This is a genomic window from Opitutus sp. ER46, assembly GCF_003054705.1.
Lineage (GTDB): Bacteria > Verrucomicrobiota > Verrucomicrobiia > Opitutales > Opitutaceae > ER46.
The window spans coordinates 345,623-365,146 of record NZ_QAYX01000018.1 but is presented as its reverse complement, the minus strand read 5'-3'; the positions used below and the strand labels follow the sequence as shown (position 1 = coordinate 365,146).

Here is a 19,524-nt window from a genome sequence, read left to right as displayed (position 1 = left end):
CACGGCGCGCTTCTTTGCCCGTTCACTTTCGCTAAACCTAATCCCTTCCTCTGCCATGGCTGAACTCGTAGGAAATGTTTTGGTGGGTCAATCCGGTGGCCCGACCTCCGTCATCAACGCCAGCGTTGCGGGCATCGTCGCGGAGGCGCTCAACCATGAGTGCATCGAGGAAATCTACGGCGCCATGAACGGCGTGCTCGGGATCCTCCAGGAGGACTTCATCGATCTCGCGGCGGAGTCGCAGCAGCAGATCCGCGCCCTCCGGCATACCCCCGGCGCCGCCCTCGGCACGTGCCGCTACAAGCTCAAGAAGCAGCAGGATTTCGAGCGCGTGCTCGAGGTCTTCAAGGCGCACAACATCCGCTATTTCTTCTACATCGGCGGCAACGACTCGCAGGACACCGCCGACAAGATCTCGAAGCTCGCCCAGGAGCAGAATTACGAGCTCCGCGTCATCGGCGTGCCGAAGACGATCGATAACGACCTGCCCATCACCGACCACACCCCCGGCTACGCCAGCGCGGTGAAGTACGTGACCACGGCCGTGCGCGAAGTCGCCTGCGATAACGAGGCCATGGGCCAGGGCGATCTCGTCTCCATCATCGAGGTCATGGGCCGCAGCGCGGGCTGGATTGCCGCCGGCGCCGCCCTCGCCAAGCGCCGCGATCACCCGCACGATCCGCCGCACCTGATTCTCCTCCCCGAGATCCCCTTCGCCCAGGAGAAGGTTCTCGAGGACGTCCGCCGCGTGCTCAAGCGCGAGAAGTACTGCCTGATCGTCGTCGCCGAAGGCCTCGTCGATTCCGATGGCAACTACCTCGCCGCCGAGGGCGCGAAGGATGCTTTCGGTCACGCCCAGCTGGGCGGCGCGGGTGACGCGCTGGCCGAGATCATCGGCACCAACATTCCCGGCACCAAGGTGCGCGTCGCGAAGCCCGGCCTCCTGCAGCGCTGTGCCGCACACGCCGCCTCGAAGACCGACTCCGACGAGGCGTTCCTCGCCGGCGAGGCCGCCGTCGAGGCCGCCATCAACGGCGAAACCGACAAGATGGTCACGCTGGTCCGCGGCGACACCGACCACTACACCTGCGAGACGGGCCTGGCGCCGCTGGCCGACGTCGCGAACTCGGTGAAGAAGCTGCCCCGCGAGTGGATCAACGAGGACAACATCTCGATGAACTTCCACTTCCTGCGTTATGCGCAGCCCCTCATCCAGGGTGAAGTTCCGGTGCCCTACGAGAACGGCACGCCGACGTTTGCCCGCCTCGACAAGGTGCGGATCGACAAGCAGCTCCCCGCTTACGAGCTGTAAGAAGCCAAAGCTGAAGAAACGAAAGCCGAAGGCTGAATTTCCCGGGCTGAACCTCACCGAGGTTCAGCCTTTTTTATTTTCGAAGGCTGACGCAGCGAAGGCTGAAGAAACGAACGCTGAAGGCTGAATCAGAAGGCAGCCGCTCGAGAACAGGCCAGGGGAACTGGGATTCTTCGGTCACGTTCTGCACGTGAACGAATCACATTACAGAACTTCAGCATTCGTTCTTTCAGCCTTCTCTTCCCGTCACGGAAACAGCCACTGCTGCTTCCAACCGTCGGCGTCGCGGGTGAACACCCGGCGGTCGTGATGGCGGAACGCGCGCGACTGCCAGAATTCGATGCTCTCCGGCACCACCCGCCAGCCGGACCAGTATGGTGGACGCGGCACCGTCCCGAGTGGGAATCGCAAACCGACGGCCGCGACCGCCTGCTCGAGGACGAAGCGTCCCGCGATCGGCTGCGTCTGCCGCGAGGCCCAGGCGCCCAGCTGGCTCAACCGCGGGCGGGTGGCGTAATAGGCATCCGCCTCCGCGTCGCTCACTGCCTCCACGCGACCATGAATGCGCACCTGCCGCTCGAGTTTCGGCCAGTGAAAGCAGAGTTCCGCCTGGGGATTGGCGCGCAGGGCGTTGGATTTCGGGCTCTCCAGGTTGGTGTAGAACACGAAGCCGCGCTCGTCGGCGTGCTTGAGCAGTACCATGCGGACCGAGGGACGGCCCGCGGCGTCCGCCGTGGCGACAGCCATCGCCGTGGGATCGAAGGGCTCGTTGGCCTTCGCCTCGGCAAACCATTCCTGAAACAGCGTCAGCGGAGCAGGATCAGCCATGCGCGGGATCATGCGCGGGCGCCGGCCGGCGAGTGAAGGGGAAAGTGGCGCGCGGTTGGCGGGGCGCACGATTCGGAGTTTCCCTCTCCCCCGCCCTCGTTTTCACTCTGCCGCTCACGCCATGCGCCACGACGACACCATCGCCGCCCTCGCCACGCCCGCCGGCACCGCGGCCGTCGCGTTGCTGCGTATGAGCGGTCCCGATACACGGGACATCGTCACGGCGCTCGTCGGCGCGCTGCCGCCGGCGCGGCGGGCCCGTTATCTCGACTACCGTACCCTCGACGGCTCGGTGCTGGACGACGTGCTCCTCACGTTTTTCGCCGGGCCCCACTCCTACACGGGCGAGGATGCGGCGGAGATCTCGTGCCACGGCAACCCCTACCTCGCGCAACGTCTCCTCGAGGACCTGTTCGCCCGCGGTTGCCGCGCGGCCACTCCCGGCGAGTTCACGCAGCGGGCGTTCCTGAACGGCCGGATGGATCTGAGTCAGGCGGAGGCGGTGATGGATGTCATCCACGCACGCAGCGAACGGGCGCTGGCGGCCGCTCACCGTCAGTTGCGCGGCGATCTGGGACGGCGGATGCAGGGGTTGGTCGACCGGCTCCTCGTCGTGCTGGCGAGAGTCGAAGCCTACATCGATTTCCCGGACGAGGATCTGCCAATAGAGGACAAGGCGCTGATATTGAAAGGGTTGAACGAGCTCGCAACCGAGACGGAGCAGTTGCTGGCCACCAGTCACTACGGCGAGTTGCTCCGCGATGGCATCAAGACCGTCATCATTGGCGCGCCGAATGTCGGAAAGAGCAGCCTTTTGAACCGGTTGGTGGGGCACGAGCGGGCACTCGTCAGCCCGGAGCCGGGCACCACGCGCGACTTCATTGAGGAGAGGCTCATCCTCGGTCCGCACTGCCTCCGGGTGGTGGACACCGCCGGGCTGAACCCCTCGCCTGCCCCGCTTGAGCGGCTCGGTATGGCTAAGACGCTGGAACGGGCGGACCTTGCCGACCTGTTTCTCGTGATGCTCGATGCGACCGCGCACTCCCCCAGCCTGCCCGCCGAAGTTGCGGCTAGGGTCAGCGCGGCGAACTGCGTCGTCGTGATGAACAAGGCCGATCTGTTGCCCGATCCCACCCCGCCGGTCTGGGCTCGCGAGGGCAGGTTCACCGTGTGCATCGTCTCCGCGCTGACCGGCAGTGGCCTCCCTCGGTTAGCCCAAGCCGTTGTTGATAAATGTGATACATTTAGTTCGCTTGTCGGGGAGGACGGCATTGCCATCAGCGCGCGCCATGCGAAGGCGCTCCAGGAGGCGAAATCCAGCCTGGCTGCTGCGCGGGAGAAGCTGGAGCAGCAAGGCCCGGTGGAGTTGCTGGCCAGCGACCTGAGGACCGTCCTCGCAAGCTACGGGGAGATCATTGGCAAGGTGGACAACGAGCGGATGCTGGATCAGCTCTTCGCGACGTTCTGCATCGGCAAATGACGGTTGGGCGCGAGCCGACCGGACGACACCCTCTTCAGCGACTTTGAATACGAGCGATACTTGTTTTGACGTGATTGTCTGCGGGGCCGGTCATGCCGGCGTGGAAGCTGCGTTGGCGGCGGCGCGGATGGACGCCTCCACCCTGCTCGTCACGGGCAACATCGACACGATTGCCCAGATGAGCTGCAACCCCGCCATTGGCGGTCAGGCCAAGGGTCAGATTGTGCGGGAGATCGACGCCCTCGGCGGTGAGATGGCCATCAACACCGACGTCACCGGCATTCAGTTCCGCCTCCTTAATGAATCGAAGGGACCGGCCGTGCAGTCCCCTCGCGCCCAGTGCGACAAGAAGGCGTACCAGTTCCGCCTCAAGCATACGCTGGAGCTCCACCCTCGCCTGCAGCTCTTCCAGGCCACCGTCACGGGGCTGATCTACGACTATGGCAAGGTCGTTGGCTGTCGCACCAACCTGGATGTGGAGTTTCGGGGCCGAAGTGTGGTCGTGACCACCGGCACCTTCCTTCGCGGACTGATGCACATTGGAAAGAACAAGAACGAAGGCGGCCGGCTCGGCGACTTCAGCGCCAAGACGCTTTCCCAGAGCTTCCTCGACGCCGGCATCGAACTTCAGCGGCTCAAGACCGGGACTCCGCCACGCCTGCTTGGCCGGAGCCTCGACTTCAGCCGGATGCAGGAACAACGCGGCGATGCCGAGCCGACGTTCTTCGCGTTTCATGACACCCGGGACGACGGGGAATTGTTCCACGTGGAACAAACCGGCGAGCGCCGGCTGGGATGGCGCCCCGGTTGTGAACAAGTTTCGTGCTGGATGACGTACACCACGGCCGAGACGGCGCAGCTCGTCCGTGACAACCTGCACCTGTCCGCCATGTACAGCGGCGAGATAGAAGGCGTAGGACCAAGGTATTGCCCAAGTATTGAGGACAAATTTGTCCGGTTTGCCGACAAGCCCAGGCACCTGCTTTTCCTCGAGCCAGAGGGCCGAACCACGGACGAATTCTATGTGAATGGCTTGTCAACAAGTCTGCCGTTCGAGGTTCAGGTCCGCATGATCCACAGCGTTCCCGGCCTGGAAAACGCGGTCCTGCTGCGGCCCGCCTACGCGGTGGAGTACGACTTCGCTCCGCCAACCCAGCTCTTTCCAACCCTCGAATCGCGCAAGGTGGAGAATCTGTTCTTCGCCGGCCAGATCAACGGCACCTCGGGGTACGAGGAGGCCGCGTGCCAGGGTCTGGTCGCGGGAGTGAATGCGGTGAACAAGGTGAGGGGACTGCCGCCGCTGCTAATCGGGCGGCACGAGGGCTACATTGGCGTGCTGATCGATGATCTGGTCACCAAGGGCACCCAGGAGCCCTACCGCATGTTTACCAGCCGGGCTGAACACCGCCTGCTCTTCAATCATGGCAGCGCCGAGCTCCGCCTGGCGCACCATGCCAAGGTCCACGGATTGATTTCCGCGACTCGACTGGCGCGCATCGAGGACAAGCGCCGCCGGATCGAACGGTGGGTGAGTCGCCTCGAGGTCGGGCGCACGCACGCCGGGACCTACGCAGAGGGGCTGCGGCGCAATGGTGCTCCCAGCGAGTTGCCCGCTGAGTTTTTGAAGGAATCCGTTGGGGTAAAGGAGGAGGTCCTTTACCGCGTTCGCTACCAGGGCTACCTCGCGCGAGAGCATCGCCAGATCGAGAAGCTCGCCTCGATCGAGGCCGTGCGGATTCCCCCGGACATCGACTATGCGCAGGTGAGGGGACTGCGGAAGGAAAGCACGTTGAAGCTCGGTCAGTTACGTCCCATGACGCTGGGGCAAGCCAGCCGGGTCAGTGGTGTCAACCCGGCCGACATTGGGGTACTCATGGTCTGGATCGCCGCGCGGCAGGGCAGGGGAGCAGCGCCCTCCGAATAGCCCGTCCGCGGGAGGAGAGGCGCATGATAATTCGCCTCGTTACCATTTGTTAGTTAACTAGTTATTCAGCTTGCGCGATCGGAATTTCCGGCAAGAGTGGCCGCACTTTGCGAGTCGCTCGCACGATCACCGCAATAAGTTACAACATATCAGCAAGTTAGATTACCTAATCAGCAACCAACCCCGCTACTTCGCGTCAGTCCTGATCCGATAACCATGGTCTGTCTGCCCGCCGGCCAGGGTTACGCCCCTCCGGACCTACCATCGTGGTCTACACCCCCGCATTCGCCGCCCTCCTCGAAGAACGTCGCTCGACGCTGAAAGCGCAGCTCGACGCCTATCTTCCCAAGTCGGCGCCCTTTGTCTGGGAAATTGGCAGCGGCCACGGCCACTTCCTCGTGGCGTACGCCACCGCCCACCCCGACGAGGTCTGCCTGGGCATCGACATCGCCTCGGACCGCGTGGAGCGGGCCCAGCGCAAGCGCGACCGCGCCAAGCTCGCCAACCTGCACTTTCTCCAGGCCGAGGCCCGCCTCTTTCTTGATACGCTCGACGACACCACCCGCTTCAGCCGGGTGTTCGTCCTGTTTCCCGACCCCTGGCCCAAAGCCCGGCATAACAAGCACCGCATCATCCAGCCGGGCGTCCTGGCCGCGATCGCCGCTCACGCCACGCCCGACTGCCGCATCTATTTTCGCACCGACCACGCCGAGTACTTCGCCGCCGCGCGGGAGGTCTTCGCCGCCGATCCGAACTGGCAGATCGAAGACACGCCCTGGCCGTTTGAATACGCCACCGTGTTCCAGCAGCGCGCCTCATCGTATCACTCGCTGGTCGCGCACTGCCGCGCCACGGCCGGCCCGGCTAAATCTGCACCTTCGCTGAGTAACGCCCCCTAATTCCAGCCACGCACATTATCTGTCCAACATTTCAGAGGTTGACGGCGCGCAGGAGCCACAGCTTGTGTAACTCCTCCCACTGTTTCCACCCACCCGATCGCATGCTCCGAGTCCTAAAGCTTGCCGCTGCAGGCGCAGCCTTGGCGTGTACCCCCGCGTTCGCCGCCAGCGAACATGAGGCGGTCTCGTCGAGCGCCACAAAATTGATCGATCTCGGCCACGGCTGGGCGATCACGAACAGCATGGTCACCGGGTGGGTCGTATCCGCCCTCCTCATCACGCTGGTTCTTTGGCTGGTGGGTAAACCGTCCATCATGCCGACCAAGGGTCAGGCGGTCGTCGAGTCGCTCATCGAGGGGCTCCGCGGCCTGTTCGAGCCGATCGTGGGCAAGCGCGCGTTCCCCGCCGTCTTCCCGCTTCTCATCACGTTCTTCATCTTCATCCTGTTTCACAACTGGATGGGCCTGTTCCCCGGCGTCGGCACGATCGGGGAGGGGCACTTGTCCGCCGGCCGGTTTATCGTCGATAAACCCTTTATCCGGCCGTACAACTCCGACTTCAACGGCACCATCGCCCTCGCCCTGATTTCCTTCGGCGCGTGGGTGATCGTCGTCCTCCGCTATGCCGGCCTGAAGTTCCTCGTCCACGACCTCTTCGGCAACAAGGCCGACAAGGCCGAGACGCCCGGCTGGCTCTACCCGGTCCTCTCGCTCGTGTTCCTCATCGTCGGCTTCATCGAGGTGTTCTCGATCGCGATCCGGCCGTTCACCCTCTCGGTCCGACTCTTCGGCAATATCTTCGGCGGTGAGAACCTCCTCCACGGCACTGGCTTCTTCTTTGTCTTCTATTTCATGGAGCTGCTCGTCGGCCTCATCCAGGCCCTGGTCTTCACGCTCCTCTCCGCCGTGTACATCGGGCTGATCTGCAATCACGGCGACGACCACGCCGAAGGCGCCCCCGCCGGCGAAGCGCACCACTGAACCTTTCCCGCCGGGAGCGTGCCTCGAGTGCGCACGGCGGCCACCCAACAAAGATACCTCCAACCATGATCACCACCATCGCAGAGCTCTCTGGCAACATCGCCAGCGCGTTCGGTCTGCTCGGCGCCGCCATCGGCGTCGGTCTCATCGGCCTCAAGGCCGCCGAAGCCGTCGGTCGCAATCCCGGCGCCTCCGGCAAGATCCTCGTCCAGGCCATCATCGGCATGGCCCTGGCCGAAGGTCTCGGCATCCTCGCGCTCTTCCTCGCGCGCGCCTAATCTCAGCCGGTCGCGCCGCGTTCCGCGGCGCGACCAATCCCTTTCCGTCATGACGCTGCCTCTCTTCCTCGCCGCTGCGGTTGAAGCTCACGCCACCGAACCCGGGATCGTCGAAAAATTCGGTCTCGATTGGAAGTACGTCGCCATCCAGGCGTTCAGCTTCCTCATCGTCCTCGCGGTGCTGTACAAGTTCGGCATCAAGCCGACCACGGCGACCATGGAGGAGCGCAACCGCAAGATCGAGGCGGGCCTCAAGCACGCCGAGGAAATGCAGGCCAAGCTCGCCGCCGCCCAGCAGGAGAGCGCCGCCATCGTGAAGCAGGCGCAGGTCGAGGCGTCCAAGATCGTCGACGACGCCCGCAAGACCGCGAAGGAGTTCCTCGATCGCCAGATGCAGGACGCCACCGCCCGCGCCGCCGACTCCATGGCCAAGGCCCAGCAGGCGATCGAGCTCGAGCACAAGAAGATGCTCGCCGACGCCCGCACCGAGATCGCGCGCCTCGTCGTCGTCACCACCGAGCGCGTCCTCGCCAAGAAACTCACCGACGCCGATCGCTCGGCCTACAACGACGCCGCCACCCGCGAGCTCACCACGCTCTAAGCGCCCAGCCGCCTCCCGCGCCCGTCCTCGTCACCGCCCTTTCCATGTCCGCGCAGAAACAAGTCCAGCAACTCGCCCGGCAGTTGTTCCGGATGAGCCTCGTCAACGGCGAGCTCTCCGCCGAACGCGTCACCGGCGTCCTGGAGTACGTCGAGAAACACCGCCCGGCTCATACCCACGCGGTCCTCACCGCGTACCAGCGGCTCGTCGCCGCCGAGATCGCCCGCGGCCAGGCGTCCGTGGAACACGCCGGTCCGATCACCCCGGCCTCCCTCGCTGCGATCGCCGCCACGCTTACGCAGAAGTACGGCCGCCGCATCACTCCGGTCGCCCGCCGCAACGACCAGTTGCTGGCCGGCATCCGCGTCCGCGTCGCCGACGATCTGTATGAATCCTCCGTCGCCGGCCACCTGACCGCGCTCGCCCCCGCCCGCTGATCCCCTCCGCTTTCCTCCTCCTTTTTCAACCCGTCTTTCCGTCACCAGTCCTTTTCCCGCGATGAGCACCGTCCTCGAACAAATCGAACAACAAATCGCCAAGCTCTCGACCAAGGCGGTCAAGAAGAACACCGGCCATATCCGCACGGTCGCCGACGGCGTCGCGAAAATCGACGGCCTCTCCGACGTGATGTACAACGAGATGGTCCAGTTCCCCGGCGGCACGATCGGGTTCGCGCTCAATCTCGAAGAGGACGAGGTCGGCTGCGTCGTCCTCGGTGACATCTCCAAGCTGCGCGAGGGCGACGAGGTGCAGACCACCGGCCGCCTGCTCTCCGTCCCCGTCGGCAAGGCCCTCCTCGGCCGCACGGTCGACACCCTCGGCAACCCCGTCGACGGCAAGGGCCCGATCGCCGCCACCGAATTCTATCCCGTCGAGAAGATCGCCCCCGGCATCGTCGCCCGCAAATCCGTCACCCAGCCGCTGTTCACCGGCATCATGGCCATCGACTCCATGATCCCGATCGGCCGCGGCCAGCGTGAGCTCATCATCGGCGACCGCGGCACCGGCAAGACCACCATCGCGATCGATACGATCATCAACCAGGCCAAGATCAACAAGGTCGGCCTGGCCAGCGGTGATCCGAAGTTCCGCCCGATGTATTCCATCTACGTCGCGGTCGGCCAGAAGCAGTCCAACATCGTCCGCACCATCGGCGCCCTCGAGGCCGCCGGCGCCCTCGAGTACACCATCATCGTCGCCGCCCCCGCCGCGGACAACCCCGCCAACCAGTACCTCGCCCCCTTCGCCGGTGCGGCCATGGGCGAGTGGTTCATGGAAAACGATATGGACGCGCTGATCGTGTACGACGATCTGTCCAAGCACGCCGCCGCCTATCGCCAGATTTCGCTCATCCTGAAACGCCCGTCCGGCCGCGAAGCCTACCCCGGCGACGTCTTCTACCTCCACTCCCGCCTGCTCGAACGTTCCGCGCGCCTCAACGGCAAGGGCTCGCTCACGGGCCTGCCGATCATCGAAACCCAGGCGGGCGACGTCTCGGCCTACATCCCGACCAACGTCATCTCGATCACCGACGGCCAGATCTTCCTCGAGACCGATCTCTTCAACCAGGGCATCCGCCCCGCCGTGTCGGTCGGCCTCTCCGTCTCCCGCGTCGGTTCCGCCGCGCAGATCAAGGCGACCAAGCAGGTCGGCGGTAAGCTGAAGGGCGAGCTCGCCCAGTTCCGCGAACTCGCCGCCTTCGCCCAGTTCGGCTCCGACCTCGACGCCAAGACCAAGGCCCAGCTCGAACGCGGCGCCCGCATCGTCGAGCTCTTCAAGCAGCCTGCCTTCAACCCGATTCCGATCGAGGTCCAGGTCGCGGTTCTCTTCGCGATGCAGCGCGGCTTCTTCGAGACCATCGACATCAAGAAGGTCGTCGCCGCCGCCGCCGCGCTGAAGGAATTCTTCATCACCCGTAAGGACGCCCTCCTCGCCGAGGTTCGCACCAAGGCCGCCCTCGACAAGGACCTCGAGGCCAAACTCCAGTCCGCCTGCGAAGAGTGGAAAGCCGGGTACACGGCGTGACGACACGCCGCTAATGTAGAATTAAGAATGTAGAATGCAGAATGAGGGGAAAGACCTGCCGGAACGCACCTATCAGTACGGACGCCGGGTCATTCATCTCTTCGAAGCACTTCCTCAAACCAAGCTCGCTCAAACCCTCGGACTTCAACTTCTCCGCGCCGGCACTTCGGTCGGCGCCAATTACCGCGAAGCAGACCGTGCCCGATCCAAAGCAGAGTTCATTTCCAAGATGGGCGACTCCCTCAAGGAGCTCGACGAATCTTCGCTTTGGCTCCGTCACATCCACGACTCGCAGCTCGTCGCGCCAGAGCGTCTTCATCCTTTGCGCAAGGAAACCGACGAGCTCATCCGCATCTTCGTAACGATCATCAAGCACGCCCGCAGCGAATGATCATTCTAAATTCTGCATTCTCCATTCTGCATTAGGACCTCCGCCCAACATGGCCTCGACTAGAGATATCAGGAGACGGATTAAGTCCGTTAAGAACACCCGCCAGATCACCAAGGCGATGGAGCTGGTCGCCGCTTCGAAGATGAAGAAGGCCCAGCAGATGGCACTGGCCGGCCGGCCCTACACCGAGGTCATGACCAGCATGCTCGGCGTTCTCGCCGGTCGGGTGGAGGAGTCGCAGCATCCGTTCCTCGTCCAGCGTCCCGTCCGCACCCGCGGCATCCTGCTCATCACGACCGACAAGGGTCTCGCCGGTCCGCTCAACGCGAATCTGTTCAAGCTCGTCACCGATATCACGACCCCGGCCAAGTTCTACGTCGTCGGCCGCAAGGGCTCCCAGTTCATCGCCCGCACGCGCCGCGAAATGGTCGCCGACTTCTCCGTCCAGGACCGCGTCCCTTTCAACGAGGTCAAGGTCATCACCGAGCTGATGATGAAGCACTACCTCGAGGGCGTGATCGACACCGTCGAGGTCATCTACCCGCGCTTCAAGAACACCCTCGTGCAGGAGCCGAGCGTCCGCCCCGTGCTCCCGCTCGCGAGCGTCCACGATTTTCTCACCCACGCCGGCGTCCCAACCGCGGCGAAAACCAGCCCGACACCCGCCTCGGCCGAGGAAACCCGCGAGATCCTTTTCGAACCGAGCGCCACCGAGGTTCTCGAGGCGCTGCTGCCGTTCTACGTCAACCGCCACGTCTACCAGCTCGTCCTCTCCGCCAAGGCGTCCGAACACAGCGCCCGCATGGTCGCGATGAAGACCGCCAAGGACAACGCCACCAAGCTCCTCGACGACCTCACCCTCGAATACAACAAGGCCCGTCAGGCCGGCATCACGCAGGAGATCCTCGAAATCGCCGCCGCCCAATTTGCGGCGAGCTGAACTCAAAAGGGCTAAAAGGCTAAATGACTGAAGGGCTGAAATGTTTCACGAGCACGGAGACCTCCGGGGGAGAACGCAGCAGTTTGCCCTCCGTGTTTCGCGTGCCTTCAGATCATTGCCCGCCCGCGACCGCGTCGCGCAGATCTGGGGCGAGCAATTGCTCCGGGCCGCGGGTTCGGTCGGCGCGAACTACCGCGAGGCGCAGCACGCCCGGTCGGTGGCCGAATACCGCTCCAAGCTCGGCGACTGCCTGCGCGAAGCCGACGAAGCCTTGTATTGGATGGAGAACCTCGAGTCGGAGCAGTTCTTCAAACCCTCCGCCATTCGTCCGCTGAAAACAGAAGCATCCGAACTCATCGCGATCCTCACCACTCTCCTTCGCAAACCCTGATCCGCCTCTTTTTAGCCCTTCAGCCCTTTAGTCCTTTCGTCCTTTCGTCCTTTCATAATGAACACCGGCAAAATCGTCCAAGTCATCGGCCCTGTCGTTGACGTCCAGTTCCCGGAAAACGCCATTCCCCAGATCTACCAGGCTCTCACGGTCGAGTTCACCGTGGGCGGGAAGAAGGAGAAGCTCACCCTCGAGATCCAGCAGCACCTGGGCGACGGCGTCGCGCGCACGATTGCGATGTCCTCCTCCGAGGGTCTGCAGCGCGGCATGACCGTGGTCGATACCGGGGCGCCGATCTCCGTCCCCGTGGGCGACGGCGTGCTCGGGCGCATCTTCGACGTGACGGGCGAGCCGGTCGACGGTCGCGGCCCGGTCAAGTTCGAGAAGAAGTATCCGATTCACCGCCCGGCGCCCGCGCTCGCCGAGCAGAACACCCAGGCCGAAATTCTCGAAACCGGCATCAAGGTCATCGACCTGATCTGCCCGTTCATCAAGGGCGGCAAGGCCGGCGCCTTCGGTGGTGCGGGCGTCGGCAAGACCGTCGTCATTCTCGAGCTCATCAACAACATCGCCAAGGCCCACGGTGGTTACTCCGTGTTCGCCGGGGTGGGGGAGCGCTCCCGCGAGGGCAACGACCTGTATCATGAAATGTCCGACGCGGGCGTCATCGACCAGAAGGACCTCAGCAAGTCCAAGGTCGCGCTCGTGTACGGCCAGATGAACGAGCCGCCGGGCGCCCGCATGCGCGTCGCCCTCTCGGCCCTCGCCATGACCGAGTACTTCCGCGACGAGAAAAACCAGGACGTGCTCCTCTTCATCGATAACATCTTCCGGTTCTCGCAGGCCGGCTCCGAGGTGTCCGCCCTCCTCGGCCGCTCCCCGTCGGCCGTCGGTTACCAGCCGACCCTCGCCAACGAGATGGGCATCCTCCAGGAACGCATCACCTCGACGAAGAAGGGCTCGATCACCTCCGTGCAGGCCGTGTACGTGCCCGCCGACGATCTCACCGACCCGGCCCCGGCCAACACCTTCGCCCACCTCGACTCGACCATCGTGCTCGAGCGCTCCATCGCCGAGCTCGGCATCTACCCGGCCGTCGATCCGCTCGCCTCCACCTCGAAGGCCCTCGCCCCCGACGTCGTCGGCGACGAGCACTACTTCGTCGCCCGCGAGGTCCAGCGCGTCCTCCAGCGGTACAAGGATCTCCAGGACATCATCGCCATTCTCGGCCTCGATGAGCTCTCCCCCGAGGACAAGCTCACCGTCTACCGCGCCCGCAAGATCCAGCGCTTCCTCTCCCAGCCGTTCTCGGTCGCCGAAGTCTTCACCGGCACCCCGGGCAAGTACGTTCCGGTCAAGGAGACCGTCCGCGGCTTCAAGATGATCCTCGATGGCCAGCTCGACGACGTGCCCGAGGGCGACTTCTACATGAAGGGCGCCATCGACGAGGTCGTCGCCGCCGCCAAGAAGGCCTGACGCCATGCCGCTCACCCTCGAAATCGTCACGCCCGAAGCCCGGGTCTACACCGACACCATCGACAGCGTCGTGCTGCCGACGGTGACGGGTGAGATCGGCATCCTCCCTGGCCACATTCCGCTGCTGACCCAGATCGAGAGCGGCGAGCTGCGCGTCACCAAGAACGGCGAAACGCATCTCCTCGCCGTCGGCGGCGGCTTCGTCGAGGTCGAGGCGGACCGCGTCCACGTCCTCGCCGAACAGGCGATCACCGAGGAGAAGATCGACGAAAAGGCCGTCGAGGAGGCGATGAAGCGCGCGGAGCAGCAGCTCCGCGACGCCGCCAATCTCGACCCGCACGAGTACGAGCACCTGCAGCAGATGGTCCGGTTCTCCGGCACCCAGCTCGCCCTCAAGCGCAAGCGGCGCTGACCACCGCCTGTCTCGAAGCCCGGCCCACGCCGGGCTTTTTTGCTTTGGCGCCTCTTCGTGGCCAACCCCAACATCCGTCCTCGATATGAATATCCTGCATTCATCCGAGTAATCTGAGGTTAAATACAGAGTCTGTTGTTTCACCTCAGATTACTCGGACCACTGCAGGATATTACAAAGGTCCGGAGTCTGGACGTCTTCTCCGGTTCGACCTCTGCGCACTCTGCTACCTCCTGTTCACCCTGCCTTGTTTTGTGCCCGTCCGCGACGGCCCCCAGCCTTGCCCCGACAGCCGACGCGCCATAAACGTGCGGCATCCCCTCACTCCATGCTGCGCCACCACGCGTCTTCCGGACGCCACAACTGGAAGTTTTTCCGCACGGGCGGCCTCGACCAGGTCGCCCTCGAAACCACCGAGGACCTCCTCGCGCTGCCGACGCTCGACCAGAAGCTCTGGGTCGCGCTCAGTTGCCCCACCAAGGGGCTGCAGCTCGACGAGCGCACGCTCACGCTGATCGACACCGACCGCGACGGTCACATCCGCGTGCCCGAGGTGCTCCAGGCCGTCGCCTGGGCGTCCGCCCGGCTCAAGCGCCCCGCCGATCTGCTCAAGGGCGAGCCCGCGCTGCCGCTCTCCGCGATGCAGGATGCCTCGCCCGAGGACCAGTTGCTCGTGGCGTCCGCGCGCGAAATTGCCAAACGCCTGGGCAAATCCGCCGCCGACGCGCTCGCGCCCGACGACTTCAAGGACCCCGACAAGATCTTCCCGCACACCGCGCTCAACGGTGATGGCGTGCTCTCCGCCTCCGAGTCCGAGGACCCCGAGGTGCAGTCACTCATCAAGGACATCGTCGCCTGCCTTGGCGGCGCCCGCGACCGCAACGGCAGCGAGGGCGTCAGCCCCGAGAAGGTCCAGGCCTTCTACGATGAAACCAACGCCTATCTCGGCTGGCTCGCGCGCAGTGCCGACCAGGAGATCGCGGTTCTCGGCGATCGCACCGCCGCCGCCTGCGCCGCGCTCGCCGCCGTTCGCGCCAAGGTCGAAGACTACTTTGCCCGGTGCCGCCTCGCCGCCTTCGACGGCCGCGCCGTCGCCGCGTTGAACCGCCAGGAGTCCGAGTTTCTCGCGCTCGCCGCCAAGGACCTGAAGCTCTCCAGTGAGGAAATCGCCGGCTTCCCGCTGGCGCGCGTCTCCGCCGAGGGCGTGCTCCCGCTGCTCGACGGCTGCAACCCGGCCTGGGCAACCGCGCTCGCCCGGGTGCAGCGCGACGCCGTCGCGCCCGTCTTCGGCGCGGAAAAGCGCACGCTCACCGCCGAGGAGTGGTCTCGCCTCAACACCCAGCTCGCGCCCTACGAAACCTGGAACCAGAAGAAGGCCGGCGCCGCCGTGGAGCGCCTCGGCGTCGATCGCCTCCGCGCCATTCTCGCGAGCGACGTCCGCGCCAAGCTCGACCAGCTCTTCGCGACCGACCGTCAGCTGCGGCCGCAGTTCGAAGCCATCGCCGCCATTGAGCGCCTCGTCCGTTACCACCGCGACCTGCGCCCGCTCCTCCACAATTTCGTCAACTTCGCCGACTTCTACTCGCAGGACCGCTGGGCCGTCTTCCAGGCCGGCAAGCTCTACCTCGACGCCCGCACGTGCGAGCTGTGCATCCGCGTCGACGATCCCGGCGCGCACGCCGCGCTCGCCACGATGAGCAAGTCGTACATCGCCTACGTCGACTGTCGCCGCGGAGCCGACACGATGAGGATCGCCGCGTGCTTCACCCAGGGCGACAGTGACTACCTCTTTGTTGGCCGCAACGGCGTGTTCTACGATCGCGCCGACCGCGACTGGGAGGCGACCATCACCAAGATCATTGATAGCCCGATCAGCCTCGGGCAGGCGTTCTGGTCTCCCTACAAGAAGGTCATCCGCTTCATCGAGGAACAGGTCGCCAAGCGCGCCGCCGCCGCCGACACCGCCGCCGTTTCCAACCTCTCCACCGGTTCACTGCCACCGGGTGCACCCAAGTCTCCGCCGCCCGCAGCCCCGGCCGTCGCCGCCGCGGCCCCCGCGCGCAAGCTCGACCTCTCCGCGATCATCGGCTTGAGCGTCGCGCTCGGTTCGATCGGCACGTTCCTTGCCGCCATCTTCAGCCGGTTCGTCGACCTGCCGTGGTGGCACGTGCCCTTCGTGATCCTCGCGATCATGCTGGTCATCTCCACCCCCGCCGTGCTCATCGCCTGGATGAAGCTCCGTCAGCGCAACCTCGGCCCCATCCTCGAAGCCAACGGCTGGGCCATCAACGGCCGCGTCAAAATCAACGTGCCGTTCGGCAGCGCGCTCACCGAACGCGCCAAGCTCCCGCCCAACGCCCGCCGCGTCCTCAAGGATCCCTACGAGGACAAGGAGGCCGCCCGCCGCCGCCGTCTCATCATCGTGGCCGTCATCCTCCTGGCCCTCGCCGCGCTCGCGTGGAGCCTCCGCGGCAAGGGCTATTGGACGCAGCTCAAGTCGTTCATCGATAGCCCAGCCACTCCGACGCAGAATACTGTTCGGTAAGGCCGCTCACTTCATCCTCATTGAACTCCGGCCACGGCACGGGCGTCGCCGGCACCTTCAGCTCCGCCGCCAGCGCGGCGACAAACGCGTCGTGAAACGCGTCCCAGTCGATCGTCGCGCCCACCGCCGGCCGCCAGATCGAGCCCTGGAACAGCAACCCGTGCTTGTTCCGCTTCTGCGCGGCGCCGGCGATCTTCGTGCCGGTGCCCTCATGCACCACGTCGTAGATCTCAGCGCGCTGGAAACACACGCCCATCGGCTCTTCGTCGGGATCTGGCGCCGCCGTCTTCGTCACCGCTGGCACGCCCTGCGCCCGCAGCGCCGCCGCCAGCGCCTCATGCACCGCGCGATAGCTGTTCGTCGCCCGCACTTCCTCGAGCGGGTGGCCGCGCGGAACCACCAGCGCGTACGTCCAGTCGTCCCGGTGATCCACCACACCGCCGCCCGTTGGCCGGCGACACAGGTCGAAGGTTTCGCCCGGGGGCAGCTGCGCCTGCACGAACGCCAGTTTCTGCGCGTACCCAAACGTGAACGCGGGGGCCCGCCACCCGTAGTGCCGAAACCGCACTTCGCCCGTCGCCGGGTACCGTTGCAGGAGCAGAAAATCCGTCGCCATGTTCTCGGCCGCTCCCGCCACCCGCTCCGGCAAAACGTGTAGATCCATGCCAGAGCTCTAGCCACGCCGACGAGGCGATGGCACCCAAAAAACCGCGCGCCGCGTCAGTGAAACAGCTCCGGCGTCACCTGCCAGCGCACCGCCCAGCGTGAGCCGCCCGGCTCCAGCGCCAGCACCGTCGCCTTCGGGATAAGGAACACCGTCGGGCGCGGCGCGTCCGTGACCAGCAGCGTCGCCAGGCAACTCAGGTGCGGCTCGTGCCCCACCACCGCGATGCTGCCCCGCGCGTCCCGCAGCGCCCCGACCATCGCCTGCGGATCCACGTCGGGCGCGAGTTCCGGCCACTCCAGCCACGTGGGCGTGAGACGCAGGTGTCGGGCCAGCGCCTCCGCCGTCTCGCGCGCCCGCACCAGCGGCGAATGCCAGAACGCGGTCGGCCGAAAAGCCCCGCCGCGCAGCAACTCCGCCAGCTTCCTCACCTGGAGATGGCCGGTGCGGCTGAGTCGACGCGACGCGTCGTCGCCGTCTTCCAACGGATCGAGCGCATCGGCGTGACGTACGAGATAGACGATGTCCGGCATGGGTGGGGGAGTGGAGCTTGGACCGTCAGCCCAAAACCCGGTGCCCGCAACCCGCCGCCTGGTTCTGACCCCGTCGGCCCGCGCGGAAAATCACCGCGCACTAGACGCCTGTATCAACGGTCCGGCGACAATTCTATCCCTGAGCAGTGTCACGCAATACGTGACACTTTCCGACCGCCCTTTCAGCTCTCAGGCCCACCGACTGCCACTCCGTCCCTCCACTTTCACCCTCATTCTCACTTTCACTTCCTTCTCACTCCCTTACTCGCTCATTCCCTTTTCCCTTCCTGCTGCACGTTCGTATCCAACAACCGCCGCACTTCGCGCAGGAGTTCGCTCAACACATAAGGTTTGTTCAGCCGTTTCTGCCGCGCGGGCGCCAGCCACTTGATCGGCCCTTCCTCCGTGGCGCCTTCACCGATCACCAGCACCCGCAGGTCGGAGCGGCGGCTCAGGATCCGGCGCGCCAGTTTTTCCCCTTCACCCCGGAAGCTCGTGATCAGCAGCTCCACATTGTGCAGCAGGCTTTGGTCGCGCGGCGCGTCGGCCGCATTGCTCAGCGCCGTGACGCGATAGCCGTCGGTCGTCAGCATGCCGGCCACCATCTTCCGCACCACATCGTCGGGCTCGACGATCCACACCGTTTCGTGGCCGCGCAACGAGGGCAGCGCCATCGCCGGGCCGGGCTTCAGCTCCACCGGCGCCTTCACCGCCGGCAGCAACACTTCAAACCGCGAGCCGGCGAGCACCTCGCTGCTCACGCCCACCGTGCCACCGCTCTGCTGCACCACGCCGTAGACCAGCGCCAGCCCCAGGCCTGTCCCCTTGCCTTCCGGCTTGGTCGTGAAGAACGGCTCGAAGAGATGCTTCATCGTGTCGGCATCCATGCCGGTGCCGTTATCCTTCACCGCCATCACCACGTAACGGCCGGGTGCGAGTTCCCCCCGATGACTGAGCGTCGGCCCGATCGTCCGGTTCGCCGTCGTGATCACGATGCGGCCGTTGCCCCGCAGCGCGTCGCGTGCATTGAGCACCAGGTTAAACACCACCTGCTGAAACTGCGCGGCATCGGTGCGGACGTTCGCCAGGTCCGGCGCGAGTTCGAGCTCGAGCTTGCCGGCGTCGCCGATGAGCCGCGTAAGGATCGCCTCGTTGTCGCGGATCAGCGTGTTGAGATTGAGCACCCGCATGTCCAGCGGCTGGCGGCGGCTAAAGGCCAGCAACTGCTGCGTCAGCACCGCCGCCTTGCGACCCGCGCCGTGAATCTCCGCCACCTCGCGCATCGCCTGCGGATTGCCCGCCACATGCGCCGCGAGAATCTCGCAGTAGCCGTTGATGACCGAAATCAGGTTGTTGAAGTCGTGCGCCACTCCGCCCGCCAGCCGGCCCACCGCGTCCAGCCGCTGCGCATGCACCAGCGCCTCCTGCAGCCGCCGCTTCTCCGTCTGGTCGCGATACGTCGCCACGACGTGCGTCATCTCGCCGGCCTCGAAGAGCGGGTCGAAACTCCAGGAGACCGACACCGGGGCGCCGTCCGCCCGGCGGATCACGCCTTCGCCGGCGATCGGCTCACCGGGTTTCGCCCGGGGCATCCACTCGCGCACCCGCTCGAGGTCCGCCGCTTCCACCTGCAGCAATTCGTAATCCCGGCCCACCAGCTCGCGCGCCGCGTGGCCCGTCAGCGCGCAAAAGCTCTCGTTGGCGAAGACGATCCGCAGGCTCGACGTGCCCTTCTGCCGCTCGCCGATGAACACGCCCGCACTCTGGGCGCGCAGCGCCGCAGCCAGCAGGGTTGTGGCAACCGCCGCGGGACGCCGACTAGAGGAGGTGCGGGAAGAAGGCATG

Annotated in this window: 19 protein-coding genes; 15 read left to right on the top strand and 4 right to left on the bottom strand. The window is 65.2% G+C overall.

What is annotated here, in order from left to right; translation table 11 throughout:
* Window positions 1-55 precede the first annotated feature (55 nt).
* Window positions 56-1,312: a 6-phosphofructokinase gene (locus tag DB354_RS05020; RefSeq protein WP_107834336.1), complete on the top strand. Its 1,257-nt coding sequence runs from the start codon at window positions 56-58 to the stop codon at window positions 1,310-1,312.
* A gap of 246 nt (window positions 1,313-1,558) precedes the next feature.
* Here the strand turns inward: DB354_RS05020 and pdxH are convergent, their stop codons facing one another.
* Complete coding sequence (gene pdxH / locus DB354_RS05015; RefSeq protein ID WP_107834369.1) at window positions 1,559-2,140, bottom strand: pyridoxamine 5'-phosphate oxidase; 582 nt, start codon at window positions 2,138-2,140, stop codon at window positions 1,559-1,561.
* Between the two features lie 121 nt (window positions 2,141-2,261).
* Between pdxH and mnmE the strand changes: the two genes are divergently transcribed.
* The 14 genes from mnmE to DB354_RS04945 all read left to right on the top strand — a co-directional run bounded on the left by mnmE (window position 2,262) and on the right by DB354_RS04945 (window position 16,482).
* Complete coding sequence (gene mnmE / locus DB354_RS05010) at window positions 2,262-3,620, top strand: tRNA uridine-5-carboxymethylaminomethyl(34) synthesis GTPase MnmE (protein ID WP_107834335.1); 1,359 nt, start codon at window positions 2,262-2,264, stop codon at window positions 3,618-3,620.
* Between the two features lie 43 nt (window positions 3,621-3,663).
* Window positions 3,664-5,544, top strand: coding sequence for a tRNA uridine-5-carboxymethylaminomethyl(34) synthesis enzyme MnmG (mnmG, locus tag DB354_RS05005; RefSeq protein ID WP_107834334.1), 1,881 nt, complete (start codon window positions 3,664-3,666; stop codon window positions 5,542-5,544).
* Window positions 5,545-5,810: 266 nt separating this feature from the next.
* The gene (gene trmB, locus DB354_RS05000; RefSeq protein ID WP_158277377.1) at window positions 5,811-6,443 is read left to right on the top strand and encodes a tRNA (guanosine(46)-N7)-methyltransferase TrmB; all 633 of its coding nucleotides are present in this window, start codon (window positions 5,811-5,813) and stop codon (window positions 6,441-6,443) included.
* A 101-nt stretch (window positions 6,444-6,544) separates the two neighbouring features.
* The gene (locus DB354_RS04995) at window positions 6,545-7,423 is read left to right on the top strand and encodes a F0F1 ATP synthase subunit A (RefSeq protein WP_199226796.1); all 879 of its coding nucleotides are present in this window, start codon (window positions 6,545-6,547) and stop codon (window positions 7,421-7,423) included.
* A 65-nt stretch (window positions 7,424-7,488) separates the two neighbouring features.
* Complete coding sequence (locus tag DB354_RS04990; protein WP_107834332.1) at window positions 7,489-7,701, top strand: ATP synthase F0 subunit C; 213 nt, start codon at window positions 7,489-7,491, stop codon at window positions 7,699-7,701.
* A 49-nt stretch (window positions 7,702-7,750) separates the two neighbouring features.
* Complete coding sequence (gene atpF, locus DB354_RS04985; RefSeq protein WP_107834331.1) at window positions 7,751-8,302, top strand: F0F1 ATP synthase subunit B; 552 nt, start codon at window positions 7,751-7,753, stop codon at window positions 8,300-8,302.
* Window positions 8,303-8,346: 44 nt separating this feature from the next.
* Window positions 8,347-8,739 carry a F0F1 ATP synthase subunit delta gene (locus DB354_RS04980; protein ID WP_107834330.1) on the top strand — a complete coding sequence of 131 codons (393 nt, stop codon included), beginning with the start codon at window positions 8,347-8,349 and terminating at the stop codon, window positions 8,737-8,739.
* Between the two features lie 61 nt (window positions 8,740-8,800).
* Window positions 8,801-10,327, top strand: coding sequence for a F0F1 ATP synthase subunit alpha (gene atpA, locus DB354_RS04975; protein WP_107834329.1), 1,527 nt, complete (start codon window positions 8,801-8,803; stop codon window positions 10,325-10,327).
* A 34-nt stretch (window positions 10,328-10,361) separates the two neighbouring features.
* Window positions 10,362-10,718, top strand: a complete 357-nt coding sequence (locus tag DB354_RS04970; protein ID WP_107834328.1) for a four helix bundle protein — start codon at window positions 10,362-10,364, stop codon at window positions 10,716-10,718.
* Window positions 10,719-10,767: 49 nt separating this feature from the next.
* Window positions 10,768-11,658 (top strand): ATP synthase F1 subunit gamma, encoded by an 891-nt coding sequence (atpG, locus tag DB354_RS04965; protein ID WP_107834327.1) that lies wholly within the window; start codon window positions 10,768-10,770, stop codon window positions 11,656-11,658.
* Between the two features lie 40 nt (window positions 11,659-11,698).
* Entirely contained in the window at window positions 11,699-12,049 is a 351-nt protein-coding gene (locus DB354_RS04960; protein ID WP_107834326.1) for a four helix bundle protein, read from the top strand.
* A gap of 57 nt (window positions 12,050-12,106) precedes the next feature.
* Window positions 12,107-13,525, top strand: a complete 1,419-nt coding sequence (gene atpD / locus DB354_RS04955) for a F0F1 ATP synthase subunit beta (RefSeq protein WP_107834325.1) — start codon at window positions 12,107-12,109, stop codon at window positions 13,523-13,525.
* 4 nt (window positions 13,526-13,529) lie between these two features.
* Window positions 13,530-13,937, top strand: a complete 408-nt coding sequence (gene atpC, locus DB354_RS04950) for an ATP synthase F1 subunit epsilon (RefSeq protein WP_107834324.1) — start codon at window positions 13,530-13,532, stop codon at window positions 13,935-13,937.
* A gap of 328 nt (window positions 13,938-14,265) precedes the next feature.
* Window positions 14,266-16,482, top strand: coding sequence for a hypothetical protein (locus DB354_RS04945; protein ID WP_199226795.1), 2,217 nt, complete (start codon window positions 14,266-14,268; stop codon window positions 16,480-16,482).
* Here the strand turns inward: DB354_RS04945 and DB354_RS04940 are convergent.
* From DB354_RS04940 to DB354_RS04930, 3 genes are all read right to left on the bottom strand, one after another.
* Window positions 16,439-17,146, bottom strand: a complete 708-nt coding sequence (locus tag DB354_RS04940; protein WP_107834323.1) for a lipoate--protein ligase family protein — start codon at window positions 17,144-17,146, stop codon at window positions 16,439-16,441. The genes DB354_RS04945 and DB354_RS04940 overlap by 44 nt on opposite strands.
* 56 nt (window positions 17,147-17,202) lie before the next feature.
* The gene (locus DB354_RS04935) at window positions 17,203-17,679 is read right to left on the bottom strand and encodes a histidine phosphatase family protein (protein WP_107834322.1); all 477 of its coding nucleotides are present in this window, start codon (window positions 17,677-17,679) and stop codon (window positions 17,203-17,205) included.
* A 269-nt stretch (window positions 17,680-17,948) separates the two neighbouring features.
* Window positions 17,949-19,523, bottom strand: coding sequence for an ATP-binding protein (locus DB354_RS04930; RefSeq protein ID WP_107834321.1), 1,575 nt, complete (start codon window positions 19,521-19,523; stop codon window positions 17,949-17,951).
* Between the last annotated feature and the right edge of the window lies 1 nt (window position 19,524).